This is a genomic window from Bacillus cereus group sp. MG20 (assembly GCF_040459885.1).
In the GTDB taxonomy this organism is placed as follows: Bacteria; Bacillota; Bacilli; order Bacillales; family Bacillaceae_G; genus Bacillus_A; species Bacillus_A cereus.
Genome location: NZ_JARVHF010000001.1, coordinates 3,188,701 through 3,203,544, shown reverse-complemented (window position 1 = coordinate 3,203,544; position 14,844 = coordinate 3,188,701). Strand labels below are relative to the sequence as shown.

Sequence of the window (14,844 nt, the reverse complement as noted above, 5' to 3'; positions counted from 1 at the left end):
TATTACGCACCTAACATATCTTGAATGTCTGACTTTAATACGTCAGCTTTCGGACCATATACTGCTTGTACACCTTTATCTTTTACAATAAGCCCTAAAGCACCATTTTGTTTCCACTGTGCTTCTGGTGCAACAACATCTAAGTCTTTTACTGTTACACGTAAGCGTGTCATACAAGCATCTACGTCAGCAATATTTTCTTTTCCACCTAATAAATCGATAACTTTTGTTGCTAATGAACCATCTTGTACATTTCCTGTTCCTTCTGATGCCTCATCTTCATTATCAATATAGTTACCTGCACGCCCTGGTGTTGGTAAGTTGAATTTTTTAATTAAGAAATTAAATAGTGTAAAGTTAAGACCGAAGAACACTAATGAAACAATAACAAAGTTGATTAAGTCTCTTGTTAAACCTGCGTTAACCATCATTGGTGTACGAGTAATTAACTCAATAAATCCGAATGCATGAACACGTAAGTTAATTAAATCAGCTAGTGCGAATGCAAGTCCTGTTGTAATAGCATATACAACATATAATACTGGAGCAATAAACATGAACATGAATTCAATTGGTTCTGTTACACCTGTTAAGAATACTGCTAATGCTGCTGATAAAAACATTGGTTTATATTTTGCACGCTTTTCTTTATCAACGTTACGGAACATCGCAAATGCAATCCCCATTAACGCTGCTGTTGAGCCGATAACTTGTCCAGCTTTGAAACGAGCTGGTACAACGTTATTTAATAAATCGTTATATGCCTTCGTATCTCCATTTGCTAATAAATTATTTAAATCTGTAATCCATGCAAGCCATAATGGATCTTGTCCTGCTACAACTTGTCCAACTTTTGAACCAGTTAGCATCGTATATGTTCCGCCTAGCTCTGTATAGTTCATCGGAATCGTTAACATATGGTGTAAACCAAATGGTAATAATAAACGCTCTAACGTTCCATATACAAACGGTGCAACAACTGGTGCACTATCTTTTGAAGCTGCAATCCAGCGACCAAATTCATTTAACCCACTTTGGATGAATGGCCATAGAAATGATAATACAATCGCAGTAACTGTAGACCAAAGAATTACAACGAATGGTACAAATCGTTTTCCATTAAAGAATGCTAATGCCTGTGGCAATTTATTATAGTTATAATATTTGTTATATAGATTAGCTCCTAAGAAACCTGTGATAATCCCCACGAAAACTCCCATGTTTAATGCTGGTGCACCAAGTACAGAAGTAAAGTAATCTTTTACAAGTAAATCTCCTGCTATTACTGAAGAAACTGTCGCTTTTGAATCCGCTAACATTTGAGCGTTTACGCCAAATATAGCTCCTGTAATTCGGTTTGTTAAGACGAATGCTAATAGCGCTGCAAATGCACCACCTGCACGATCCTTCGCCCAAGATCCCCCAATTGCTACTGCGAATAAGATGTGTAGATTTGTAATGATTGCCCAACCGATGTCTTCCATTACGCGAGCGATTGTATGAACTGCGTTAACATCCCCAGCAGACATACCAATTAACTTACCGATGGAAATCATTAAACCAGCTGCTGGCATTACGGCTACAACAACTAATAACGCTTTCCCGAACTTTTGCCAAAAATCAAAAGAAGTAATTTTCATCTGTTCTTCCTCCCCTTTATTTATAACAACATAATGATTTAAATTATAATTTCTGTTCCCTTTATGAAAACGATTCCTTATGTTACTTTATTTTTATCTTTACGCAACCGTTTTCATAAATCTATTTTAATAAAAGCGTTTTCACTTTGCAATAGAAATTTATTTTTTTTCATAAAAAAAGATGCTCAAAGAGCATCCTTTTTTATTATGAAATGCGATAAACCCTTGTTTCATAAGGTTTTAAAGCAATTGTTGTTACTTCTTCATGTTCTGCAACTTCATAGTTATTTAAAAGCAAACGTTTGCGTTCTAGTGCAAATGAACCCTCATTATACACAGCTTCCTCTTTTGAGATATTACTAATTACAATGACTTTTTCATCCTGTAACGTACGTGTATATGCATAAATTTGTGGATCGTCTTCTAAAAGTAAATCGTACGTACCATAGTTCAGTACATCGTGCTCTTTTTTCAGGGCAATCATTTTCTTATAGAAATTGAAAATAGACTTTTCTTCATTTTTTTGCTTCTCAACATTAATTTCTTTGTAATTTGGATTCATGCTAAACCAAGGTGTACTTGTTGTGAAACCAGCATTCATCTCATCATTCCACTGCATAGGTGTACGTGAATTATCGCGGCAAGAAGCCCATACAATCTCCATCATATCTTGATGTGGTACGCCCTCTGCAATTTTCTCGCGATATAAATTTTTAATTGCTACATCATCGTAATCTTCAATATTTGGTAACTGAACATTTGTCATACCAATTTCTTGTCCTTGATAAATAAACGGTGTACCGTGCATAAAGAAATACATCGCTCCTAGAGCTGTTGCACTTTCACGCCAATATTGTTTGTCATCTCCCCATGTTGAAACGATACGTGGTTTATCGTGATTCTCAATATATAAAGCGTTCCATCCTTTATTTTCTAATCCTTTTTGCCATTTCGTTAATACTTTTTTCAATCCTACAACATCAAGGTCTTTCTTCTTCTCTGCATCCCATAAACTTAAATGTTCAAACTGGAATACCATATTGAACTTACCTTGCTCTTCTCCAACCCAAAGCTCAGCATCTTCAATCTTAACGCCATTTGCTTCACCAACAGTCATAATATCGTACTTAGAGAATGTATTTTCTTTTAGCTCTTCTAATAAAGGTTGAATACCTTTCACATTCATATGTTTATCAAAAGATGGCACATATTTTAACTCTTTTGGATTTGGCATATCCTTAAGGCCTTCTTCTTTTTTTATATGACTGATCGCATCAACGCGGAAACCATCAATACCTTTATCAAGCCACCAATTAACCGTATCATATAGTACTTCGCGAACTTCTTTATTCTCCCAGTTCAAATCTGGTTGTTTACGTGAGAATAGATGTAAATAATATTGTTCTGTTTCTTCATCATATTCCCATGCCGAACCATTAAAAATACTTTCCCAGTTGTTTGGCTCCGCACCATCTTTACCATCATGCCAAATATACCAATCACGCTTCGGATTATCTTTAGATGAACGTGATTCAATAAACCATGGATGTTCATCACTCGTATGATTAATAACTAAATCAATAATAAGCTTCATATCACGCTTATGAACTTCATCTAGTAAAGCATCAAAGTCTGCCATTGTACCAAACTCATCCATAATATCTTGATAATCACTAATATCATAACCATTATCATCATTAGGCGACTTATACATTGGACAAATCCAAATTACATCTATACCTAAGTCTTTTAAATAATCCAGTTTTGCAATAATACCTTGTAAATCTCCAATACCATCACCATTTGAATCCATAAAGCTTCGTGGATAAATTTGATAAGCAACTGCTTCTTTCCACCATGTCTTATTCATAGTCCTTCTCTCCTTTTGCATCCCATCAGAATTTTATGCAAACGTTTTCGTAACACTATCATAACAAAATATGAACAGTTTGCAACTGTTTTCATTGAACTCTATGTAGATTCTTTATTCTTATGCTTTATTTATTTCTCACAAAGGTAAATCTCATTCTCCACCTCTCCTTGTCCACGCGTATTACAGACATTTTTCATATATTAATAAAAAGCTCTGATTATTTTGGAAAGGAGTAAGAAATTGAAGCAAACAAAATTAACAGGTCGTATCGTTGTTCCCACAGATCCTGACTACGACGTAGCCCGAATGAATTTAAATTTAAGTATTCCAAAACTCCCTTGTATTATTGTTTTTTGTCAAAATAACAAGGATGTATGTAACGCCTTAAAATGGGCACGTGAACGTCATATACCATTTCGGTTAAGAAGTGGACGTCATAGCTATGAAAATTTCTCTCTTTTAAATAGAGGACTTATTATTGATGTGAGTGAAATGCATCGCATTACTGTTAATACAGAGAAATTAACAGCAACAATTGAGGCTGGTGCAAATCTTGGCACTGTTTATAAAGAACTTTGGAATTACGGTGTTACAATTCCTGCTGGTACAAGTGCAAGCGTTGGAATTGTTGGATTAGCACTTGGCGGTGGTATTGGTATGCTTTCACGCTTATTTGGATTAACATGTGATCAATTAATGGAAGTGGAAATGGTACAAGCGTGTGGAAAATTTGGTGCAAAACTCATTCGTGCAAATGAACAAGAAAACTCTAACCTTTTTTGGGCATGCCGTGGTGGCGGTGGTGGAAACTTCGGAATTATCACTTCCTTAACTTTTCGAGTCCACCCCGTAAAAAATGTATCAATTTTCTCAATTACATGGGAATGGGAAGACTTTATTGCTGCATTTCAAGCGTGGCAAAACTGGGCACCTTATATAGATGAACGTCTCACTTCATCGATCGAATTATTCGCCAAGCAACGAAATAAAATCGAAGCACAAGGCGAGTTTGTCGGTTCTCCCTCTGAACTCCATTCCCTATTATCCCCTCTTCTTGAAACTGGTAGCCCCTCTCTCTTTATAGAAGAAGTTCCTTATATAAAGGCTGTTGAATTTTTTAATGGCGGTAACATCCCTGAAAATTTCAAGCGCTCTGGTTCCTATGTCTATAAACCTATTTCCCTTAAAGGCATTCAAATCATGCAATCCTTTCTTTCTCATGCACCAAATAAAGATGCTAGTATTTGGCATCAATCGCTCATAGGTGCTGTTGAAAATATTTCGCCGAATGAAACGGCTTATTTTCATCGTAAAGCAATTATTGCTCAAGAATACATTACCTCTTGGAAATGCGATGATGAAGAAAATCGAAATATACGCTGGGTTAAAGGTTTACGAGAAAGCTTAGATCCTTATACACTAGGTGACTATGTGAACTGGCCCGATATCGACATTAAAAATTGGCAAACTAGTTATTATGGCTCTAACTTTCACAGATTACGTAAAGTAAAAACCATGTATGATCCTTGTGATGTTTTTCATTTCCAACAAAGTATTCCTCCTTTTCATACGTGAAAAAAGGGGATAACATAAAAAAATCATCCAATATACCGTTACCTCGCAGTATGTTGGATGATTCAAGTTGATTTTCTATATCGTTTCAAATTCTTGCTCCTACTCATAAACTTTTACTTACAGATTAATTGTATTTCGTATTATTTTCATGCAATGAATGTAATTTAATATTTGGTACTTTATCTTGTTCAATACCTCTATTATAAGAAACAGGAACTTGAAATTCAAATTGCTTTGTCTCATGTTTTTGTAAATAGACTGGTTTCGGTACTGGATAGCTTTTTGAATTCTCGTTTGCATTATCATATAAAACAACTTTTAATGCTTGTGAATGATTACGATAATTTTTTAAAGTAACAATGCACTTCGGTTGGATATTCTCTCCATTTTTCTCCATTCTACACTGGCTATCTTCTTTTTTATATTCTATTGCTTCTACCCCTGTTTTTCCTGCGTAATACCATGTTTTATTCAATGTCTGGAGGATTGTATTTAAAATAAACGGCATCATTACAATCAAAATACTAATGCCTACTACTTTTATCTTATTTATTTTTCTAAATGCACTAGACTCCTTTTTTCCTAGCCATTTTAAAAATAATATAAATGCAAGTACATGTAGTATGAAAGAAACAATCAATATATTTGAGACTTTATAATCCATATAAACATACGTATGTATCGGAACCTTATAGACATTGAATAGTTTTTCCCCAATTAATTCATTATCATTTGGAATTTTTAATAATAACAAAACCCCTATACTGTAACAAATAGCTACTAATCGATCATACTCAATACGAATCATTCTTTCTCCCCTTCACTTTGTTTTTTATTATCGATTTTAGCTATTATTACCATACTATACAATCTTTTTATAGAGGATAACGTAAAAAAGTTCCTTATAAATATATAAAGAACCTTATTAATATACATTATGAATTAAAAAATCAATATACAATTTTCACATAGAGATTTCTTCAAAATATGTTGGATTGTGTATTGTAATTTTTTTATCTAAAATTGTAACAATGCTATCATTTTTTAATTGTTTTAATACGCTGCTAACTGTCTCTCGAGATGTTCCAGATATTTTGGATATTTCAATTGTTGTAAGTGGACATGAAATTACAATCTTTTCCCCACTCTGTTCTCCTAAATCCTGCATTAAATAATTTAACGTTTGGATAACACGATCTTGTGCATTAGGAATTGTAATATTTTGCACTCGATTTTCATTCAATTTTAATATAAATGATAATTGCTGAACAACGTACATCAATTGCGTTCTGCTCGATTTTACCATATCTTCAAAGATTACCGTTGGAATATAATATACCTCCACATCCGTCATTGCTTCTGCTGTATAGTTATATCCTCTGTCTGTAAACATACCACCATAAGGAAAAATAGAATACCGCTTTACATAGTCATCGTATAATAAGTTCCCATTTTGATTAACCCGCTCTAACTTTACAAAACCATCTAACATGAAGTAAATTCTTTCCCTTGAATCCCCTTCTAAAAATAAAAATTGACCTTTTTTATAAGTTCGCCAATAAACAAACTCTGTTAAGCCTTTCAATTTTTTTTCTGTTAAATGAGCAAATAATTCGAACTGCTTTAAGTCTTTCACTACGTTCCGTCTATTCATAAAATTCCCTCTCTCTTGCTGTATGTTGGAGCGAAAAATCAAGAAAGCGTATTCAATTTGAATTTTATCATAATTAACTTATATATTCAGATTTCATCATGAAAACTTTATGAACAATGAGTACAAAAAATATTAATAAATAAAAAGAATGAAGTTATTAACCTCATTCTTTTTTTTACTATTAAGTAGCGTACATAATAATTTAAACATACATGCATACATTCTGTTTTGAAATAATAGTACCAGCTTTTTCTTCTAGTGCTTCATATACTTTTTCTAAAGACGTAATAATTGTTTTTCTTTTTGGATTTGTATTAACAAAATTAATAGCAGCTTCAATTTTTGGAAGCATGCTTCCCGCAGCAAATTGTTGTTCTTCAATATATTCTTCTAATTGATTCACTGTGACATGCTCTAATTTTTTTTGATTCGGTTGATTATAATTTACATACACATGATCAACTGCAGTTAAAATAACGAGCGTATCGGCATCTACTAATTCTGCTAATTTCTGCGCAGCGAAATCTTTATCGATAACCGCTTCAGTTCCTTTTAACCCTTCTTCGGAATCAATTACTGGAATTCCACCCCCGCCAACAGCTATCACTATGTTTCCATCTTCCACCAAAGAATTAATCACTTTATGTTCATGAATACTTACAGGCTTCGGTGATGGAACAACACGTCTCCATCCTCTACCAGCATCTTCTTTAAACACTGCTTTTGTTTCATCCATTAATCTTCTGGCCTCTTCTTCTGTATAAAAAGGACCAATTGGTTTAGTTGGATTTTTAAATGCCTCATCTTTTTTATCCACAACAACGCGCGTTATAACCGTTGCTACATCTTTTTGTATATTCCGTTTTTTTAATGCCTTTTCAATCGCATTTTCCATCCAATATCCAATCATCCCTTGGCTCATTGCCCCACAAGTATCTAATGGCATTGCAGGTGTCTTTTCCGTTTCTGCAGCTTTTTGCTGTAATAAAATATTCCCCACTTGTGGGCCATTTCCATGCGCAATTACTATATCCACATCATTTTCCATTATTTTCACAAGTTGTTCCGCTGTTTTTTCCAACGCTTCTTGCTGCGCTCCCGCAGTAGCTTCTCCAGACTGTATCGCATTTCCCCCTAGTGCAACTACAATTTTTCTTCGTACCATATTTCAGCCCTCCAGTTCATTTCGCTTTCACAGCGCTTTATAAAGTAATACTGCCTGTAATTAATCCATAAATCGCAAAGAATGCTAAAGCACCAATTGCTACGGATGATGCTAATTCCACTCGAGTAAATATTTGCTTCGAACTCTTTTGCTTTTGAACATTGTAAAAAATAAAAATACCTGGCGCATATAAAGTCATTGTTAATAATAAATACTCTAAACCAGCTGCATAAACTAACCACACACCATAAATACTTGCTATCAAACCAATTATTATATTTTTATTTCGATCTACTTCTTCAGATTTTAAGCTATGCTTCAGTTGATAAAATGCTGAAAAAGCATATGGAATTAAAATGGCTGAAGATGCTAAAGAGAATGCAAAGTTATACGCCTGATCAGAAACGACGAATGTTAACAAGAATATTTGAATTAAACCATTTGTTATCCATAATGAATTTACTGGAGCCTTATTTTTATTTTCTTTTGCGAACCATTTTGGAAATACTCCATCTTTAGCGGCTAAATATGGAATTTCAGAAGCGAGCAAAGTCCAACCTAACCAAGCACCTAATACAGAGATGACCAAACCTAAATTTATAAAGATAGCACCCCATTTTCCAACAACACTTTCAAATAAATAAGCCATAGCTGGATTTTTCAAACCAGCAATATCTGCTTGCTGCATAAGTCCAAGAGACAATAATGTGATTAAAATGTAAATGATGAGTGTACCAATTAAGCCAATAACCGTTGCTTTCCCTACATCACTTCTATTTTTTGCTCGACTGGATAAAACAACAGCCCCTTCTACCCCAATAAATACCCATAGAGTTACAAGCATTGTACTTTTAACTTGGCTGCCAACTGCTCCCCATGAAAAAGAACCAGTTTGCCCCCAAAATCCATCTAAGAATGTATCAATATGAAACGCGAAGATTCCTATGACAATAAATACAAATACAGGTACTAATTTTGCGATTGTAGTTACTAAATTCACAAGTGCTGCTGATTGAACTCCACGTAAAATTAACATGTGAACACACCACAATAATACGCTTGCACCAATAATGGATTCTACATTTTGACCGCCTTCAAAGATCGGGAAGAAATATCCTAATGAAGAAAATAATAATGTACCGTAAGCTACATTCCCAAGCCAAGCAGATAGCCAGTATCCCCACGCACTATTAAATCCCATAAAATTACCAAATCCTGCTTTTGCATAGCTAAAAATACCACCATCTAAATCTGGCCGTTTTACAGTTAGATTTTGAAAAGATAATCCAAGTGCAATCATCCCAATTCCTGTTATAACCCAGCCAATAATAATGGCTCCAGCACCAGCACCTTTTGCCATATCACTCGCTAAATTAAAGGCTCCACCGCCAATCATAGACCCAACTACAAGAGCCGTTAGTGTAAACAACCCTAATTTCTTATCTTCACCCATTCCACTCACCTCTCTTTAATTGCAATAACAATACAAAAGCAATAGTGAATGATAGTGTCTAAAGGAGGAGAAAGAAGAAAGGAAGACTCCCTTTCTTCTTTACTCCATGTTTCCTAAAGTAGCTGCCATAACCGCTTTAATTGTATGCATTCTATTTTCAGCTTGATCAAATACTTTTGAATGTTTACTGCGGAATACTTCGTCAGTTACCTCCATTTCTTTCAACCCATATTTCTCGTAAACTTCTTCGCCATACATCGTTTCAACATCATGAAATGCAGGTAAACAATGTAAGAAAATCACGTTTTCATTCCCTGTTTCTTTAATCATTTTCATATTTACTTGATAAGGTCTCAATAACTCGACACGTTCAGCAAATTTTTCTTCTTCCCCCATAGACACCCATACATCTGTATAAATTACATCTGCATTCGCAACAGCTTCTTCCACATTACTTGTTATCATTACCTGTTCATTATATTTTTTTGCTAAATCAATTACTTCTTGTGCAGGCCATAAAGATTCTGGTGTGCAAATACGTACATCCATTCCAACGATTGCTCCACCAACTAGTAAGCTATTAGCAACATTATTTCGTCCATCTCCAACGTAAACGAGCTTCACATTTTTCAACTTCCCTACATGTTCTCTAATTGTTAATAAATCTGCTAGTGTTTGTGTTGGATGCCACATGTCTGTTAATCCATTCCAAACTGGCACACCAGAATTTTGTGCTAAAGATTCTACAGTCTCATGATTAAATCCACGAAACTCAATTCCGTCAAACATACGCCCTAACACTTTTGCTGTATCCTCTACGGATTCTTTTTTCCCAAGCTGAATATCACCTTTCCCTAAATATTCAGGATTCGCCCCTAAATCTGTACATGCTACTGTAAATGCACAGCGCGTACGAGTGGAGGTTTTTTCAAATAAGAGCGCTACATTCTTATCTTCTAAATAATGATGCGGGATACCATTTTTCTTTTTCTCTTTTAATTCTGCTGCCAAATCTAGAAAATATAACAATTCTTCTTGTGTAAAATCTTTTTCTGCTAGAAAGCTTCTTCCTTTTAAATTTGGTCTAGTCATTAACATACTTCATCCCTACTTTCTCCGTTATTTATACTAAATATCTTTACGAACAATTGGCATACTCATGCAACGTGGACCCCCACGACCACGAGATAATTCCGAACTTAGCACTTCAATTACTTCTATACCGTGCTCCCGTAATAACGTATTGGATACATAGTTGCGATCATATGTAACAACTACACCTGGTGCGATTGCTAATGTGTTCGAGCCATCATTCCATTGTTCACGAGCAGAAGCAATTACATCTCCTCCTCCACATGGAATAAGAACTAATTCACTTAAGCCTAATACCTCTTTTAATGCTTCCATTAAAGAAGTACGATGTGTAATTTTAAGAGTTTCCTCATCTGATCCTTTTTCTAAAATATAAATATTCATATTCCCTTTTGGCCCTTGAATGGCTGGATGAATTGTAAACTTGTCATAATCAACCATTGTAAATACTGTATCTAAATGCATAAATGCTCGGCATTTTGGAATTTCTATTGCTAACACTTTCTTAATTTTATTTTGTCGGCTAAAGAGATTTTTAGCTAAACGTTCAATTGCTTTAGCTGAAGTACGAGCAGACACTCCAATCGCAATTGTTTCTTCATTTAAAATTAGCTCGTCGCCACCTTCAATTGGAAATTTATAATCACGATCTAACCAGATTGGTACATTATGTTTTGCAAATCTTGGGTGATATTTAATGATGTACTCCATGAATAATGATTCACGTCTACGCGCTGGTTCTCTCATCTTATTTATCGTTAGGCCATCGCCCACGCTAGCTGCTGGATCACGAGTAAAATATAAATTAGGCATTGGATCTAAGTAAAACGGATAATGATCTTCCATTAATTCATATAAATGTGTCTTCTTACTTGTTTCAATTTCGTTTTTCCGTACACCGCCCATAATTTTTTGAATTAATTCTTCATTTGAAAAGGAAAGTAAATATTCTTTTAAAGTTTGATGTGCAACATTTACGTCAGCCTGTCCTTCTTTTAAAATACGATCAACAAATTCTTCTCGAAGTTTTTTATCTACTAACGCCTCAGCAGCTAGTTTTTCTAAATAAAGAACTTCAACACCCCGATTGCGTAACGTTTGTGCAAAATAATCATGCTCTTTTTGAATAATTGGTAAGTATGGAATATCGTCAAATAATAATTGCTGCAAATAATCTGGCGTCAAGTTTTCCACTTCTTTACCCGGTCGTTTTAATAAAACCGTTTGTAATTCCCCAATTTCTGAAGTAACATGTATCGGATGTTTCATTTGTTGTACCTCCTTTTAAATATGTTTGATGTCTTACAAGTACATAATAAATGCTCTGCACTTTTATCTTTGTGAAAGCATCCACATTATCATTGTGAAATATTAAACAAGTTATTTTTTTAAAATCATACGAATTTGTATTTTTATAACAAACTCTCTCGCTTTTTCAATAAAAAACACATATATTACGCATATATGTTGAATATTTAACTTCCGTATTTAAACAAAAATCCTGTTTTTAATTTTATTAAAAACAGGATTTTTGCATCTAAATAATTAAATTTAATCTTTCTTCTATAATCTCCCTATCTGATTTCGACTGTGAAATTATAAGGCATGTATCATTTCCACATATACATCCTATTTTTTCTTTCCAATCTAACTCATCAAATAAAACACCAATAACATGTGCATTACCAGGTAATGTTTTAATAACCATTAATTGATCTACACAATCAATTTTCACAACAACTTCTCGTAATTTTTTCTTTAACTTTATATCAGTTTGTAAATGCTCTTCTGAGAAAACTTTATATATCATTAATCCTTCTTGAGAAGGTACCTTCGTTAAGTTTAACTCACGAATATCCCGAGAAACCGTAGCTTGTGTTACTAATACATCTTTTTTTGCTAACAATTCTACTAATCTTTCTTGCTTATCTATTTCATACTCCTTTACAAATTGTTTAATTAACCGTTGTCTTTTTTCTTTTTTCATAAAAGACACCCCTTTTAATATTATAGCTCGCTATAATTTTCATCCGAAAGGGAGAGAAAAGAATGTTGCGGAAACGTTCATAGTTTAACTGTAAATATTAAATCAAACTAAATAAAAAAGAGAAGAACAGCATTCTGTTCTTCCTTTTACATTGAAAATCGTTCAATTGTTTGTTTCAAATCAGTTGCTTGCTTCTCTAAATCCTTTAATAATTGATCGATTACTATCATATTTCTAGACTGTTGTAGCGTTACACGCGCCACTTCTTGCGAACCAGCTGACGTTTCTTCAGCAATTGCTGCTACAGCTTTTGTTTGTGCTCCTGTTTGATGAATGTGGCTCACTTGTTCATTCATATAACTACTAATTTGCTGAGTTGCATCGGCTACTTCCATAACACTTGATGACATTTCTTTTAAAATTAATTCCGTAGCTTCCCCACGTTTCGCCTCTTCTTTAGCTATTTTCACTTGTTCTGTCATTTTCATTGCAACTTGTTGTACTTCATCTTGCATATTCCGTAATAACTGAGATATGTTTCTTGCAGAATGATCACTTTCATCAGCAAGTTTACGTACTTCTTCCGCAACAACCGCAAAACCTCTTCCATGCTCTCCTGCGCGAGCTGCCTCAATAGAAGCATTTAGTGCTAATAAATTCGTTTGGCTAGCAATCGCACTCACAACAGACACAATATGTTCTACTTGTTTCATTCGTTCTTCTAACTTCTGTACATTTTGCATGGAATCTTCATTTTCTTTTGCCAATGTTTGAATACCTTGAATTAAAGACGTAAAGACACGAGTACTATGCCCTAAAGCTTGAACCATTTCTGAAGACAACGTATCAGACTGCTTCGCTTTTTCTTCTACTTCACTTGCAATAGACGTCGTTGTATCAACAGCAGAAACAATTGCTTGAATTGATGCTGCTGATTGCTCAGCGCCTGAAGAAATCTCTGCAAGAGTCTCAGATACACCTTGCGCTTGTCTCGTTGCTTCGCCTGTTTGTTTTCTAATCTGCTGTACTTGATTGTTTGTATAAGAAAATGTTGTATCAATATTTTTTACCATGCCCCTTAAGTTTCCTAACATCATATTAAATGCAACACTTAAAGATTTAATTTCATCATCTGTCTTCGGTAATGGAACATCTTCACGAATATCACCCTCAGCTGCTTTTCTTGCCGCTTCCTCTAACTTGCGAAGCGGTTTAATTAAAAATACGGCTGCTCCATATGCTAAAATTCCAGACCATACTACCCCTAATAACATAACGATAATATTATATACTGTTTGACTTACATAACTTTGAAAATAATCGTATATCACGTAAATAAAAAATATACTTGTTGAATATGTAATGAGAGCTAAAACTGTAGTGAATAGCATAAGTTGTGTACGTAATCCAAAAGAAAATGTTTTCCTTTCTTTTTCCATCTTCCCTTTCCCCCTTTTTATAAGCAATATAAATACTACCTATATATTATTATCCATATTTTCATTATAGAAGGATATAGGGATTTTAAAAATTATTATTTCTTTGAATATCAAATTGCACGAAAAAAATAAAGGATTCTGACAATTTATGACTAATAACAGAAATAAGGGGCAACATTTGTAAAATATATTTTTAACTGGGGGTTTTGTATGATTCAAGTTCGAAATCTAGTAAAATCATTCGGTTCACTTGATGTGTTAAAAGGAATTGATTTAGAAGTAAAAGAAAAAGAAGTTGTTGTTTTAATTGGTGCCAGTGGTTCTGGTAAAAGTACATTACTTCGCTGTCTTAACTTTTTAGAAATGTACGATGAAGGCGAAATTCACTTACAAGGTGAGCGAATTGATCCAAAGCATTCAAATTTAAATAAAGTCCGTGAAAATGTCGGTATGGTTTTTCAGCACTTTAACCTCTTTCCTCATATGACCTCACTAGAAAACATCATAGAAGCACCTATTCACGTAAAAAAATTAGAGAAAGCAAATGCAAAGGATATTGGAAATCAACTTCTCCAAAAAGTCGGCCTTCAAGATAAAGCGGATGTAACTCCTCATCTTCTTTCAGGTGGTCAAAAACAGCGCATTGCCATTGCACGAGCTCTTGCAATGAGCCCTAAGATTATGCTATTTGATGAGCCTACCTCAGCTTTAGACCCTGAACTTGTTGGAGAAGTATTGCAAGTTATGAAAGAACTTGCTGAAGAAGGGATGACAATGGTTATTGTTACTCATGAAATGAATTTCGCAAAAGATGTAGCTGATCGCGTCATCTTTATGGACGATGGAAAGATTGTAGAAGATGCTCCGCCAGCACAATTCTTTTCAGCTCCATCACATGAACGAGCAAAACAATTTTTACGCAACGTTTTATAATGTAACTTCTGTTTCAAACGAAAAGGAATATAT

The 14,844-nt window shown here is 34.3% G+C and carries 11 protein-coding genes and 2 pseudogenes; 2 read left to right on the top strand and 11 right to left on the bottom strand.

Annotated elements, in window-relative coordinates; translation table 11 throughout:
- Nucleotides 1-2 precede the first annotated feature (2 nt).
- On the bottom strand, nucleotides 3-1,640 hold the full coding sequence (locus tag QCI81_RS16465; RefSeq protein ID WP_000705566.1) for a PTS transporter subunit IIBC: 1,638 nt from the start codon (nucleotides 1,638-1,640) through the stop codon (nucleotides 3-5).
- 205 nt (nucleotides 1,641-1,845) lie between these two features.
- Complete coding sequence (locus QCI81_RS16460; RefSeq protein ID WP_001044706.1) at nucleotides 1,846-3,510, bottom strand: glycoside hydrolase family 13 protein; 1,665 nt, start codon at nucleotides 3,508-3,510, stop codon at nucleotides 1,846-1,848.
- A 243-nt stretch (nucleotides 3,511-3,753) separates the two neighbouring features.
- Between QCI81_RS16460 and QCI81_RS16455 the strand changes: the two genes are divergently transcribed.
- Nucleotides 3,754-5,088 (top strand): FAD-binding oxidoreductase, encoded by a 1,335-nt coding sequence (locus tag QCI81_RS16455; RefSeq protein ID WP_000814894.1) that lies wholly within the window; start codon nucleotides 3,754-3,756, stop codon nucleotides 5,086-5,088.
- A 124-nt stretch (nucleotides 5,089-5,212) separates the two neighbouring features.
- On the opposite strand, the gene QCI81_RS16450 is transcribed toward QCI81_RS16455, so the two are convergent.
- The 9 genes and pseudogenes from QCI81_RS16450 to QCI81_RS27190 all read right to left on the bottom strand — a co-directional run.
- Nucleotides 5,213-5,896, bottom strand: a complete 684-nt coding sequence (locus QCI81_RS16450) for an ABC transporter permease (RefSeq protein ID WP_071731323.1) — start codon at nucleotides 5,894-5,896, stop codon at nucleotides 5,213-5,215.
- Between the two features lie 156 nt (nucleotides 5,897-6,052).
- Complete coding sequence (locus QCI81_RS16445) at nucleotides 6,053-6,742, bottom strand: Crp/Fnr family transcriptional regulator (protein WP_071731324.1); 690 nt, start codon at nucleotides 6,740-6,742, stop codon at nucleotides 6,053-6,055.
- Between the two features lie 202 nt (nucleotides 6,743-6,944).
- Entirely contained in the window at nucleotides 6,945-7,907 is a 963-nt protein-coding gene (gene arcC, locus QCI81_RS16440; protein WP_063546325.1) for a carbamate kinase, read from the bottom strand.
- A gap of 37 nt (nucleotides 7,908-7,944) precedes the next feature.
- Nucleotides 7,945-9,360 (bottom strand): arginine-ornithine antiporter, encoded by a 1,416-nt coding sequence (gene arcD / locus QCI81_RS16435; RefSeq protein WP_000503413.1) that lies wholly within the window; start codon nucleotides 9,358-9,360, stop codon nucleotides 7,945-7,947.
- Between the two features lie 99 nt (nucleotides 9,361-9,459).
- The gene (gene argF / locus QCI81_RS16430; protein ID WP_000930283.1) at nucleotides 9,460-10,458 is read right to left on the bottom strand and encodes an ornithine carbamoyltransferase; all 999 of its coding nucleotides are present in this window, start codon (nucleotides 10,456-10,458) and stop codon (nucleotides 9,460-9,462) included.
- A 30-nt stretch (nucleotides 10,459-10,488) separates the two neighbouring features.
- Entirely contained in the window at nucleotides 10,489-11,721 is a 1,233-nt protein-coding gene (gene arcA, locus QCI81_RS16425; protein ID WP_000682331.1) for an arginine deiminase, read from the bottom strand.
- A gap of 268 nt (nucleotides 11,722-11,989) precedes the next feature.
- Complete coding sequence (gene argR, locus QCI81_RS16420; RefSeq protein ID WP_000711826.1) at nucleotides 11,990-12,439, bottom strand: arginine repressor; 450 nt, start codon at nucleotides 12,437-12,439, stop codon at nucleotides 11,990-11,992.
- 146 nt (nucleotides 12,440-12,585) lie between these two features.
- A pseudogene (locus QCI81_RS27195) lies at nucleotides 12,586-13,158 on the bottom strand (methyl-accepting chemotaxis protein); the annotation flags it as partial.
- A 369-nt stretch (nucleotides 13,159-13,527) separates the two neighbouring features.
- Nucleotides 13,528-13,713 (bottom strand): annotated as a pseudogene (locus QCI81_RS27190) (HAMP domain-containing protein); the annotation flags it as partial.
- 375 nt (nucleotides 13,714-14,088) lie between these two features.
- Between QCI81_RS27190 and QCI81_RS16410 the strand changes: the two are divergent.
- Complete coding sequence (locus QCI81_RS16410; protein WP_000616920.1) at nucleotides 14,089-14,811, top strand: amino acid ABC transporter ATP-binding protein; 723 nt, start codon at nucleotides 14,089-14,091, stop codon at nucleotides 14,809-14,811.
- Nucleotides 14,812-14,844 lie beyond the last annotated feature (33 nt).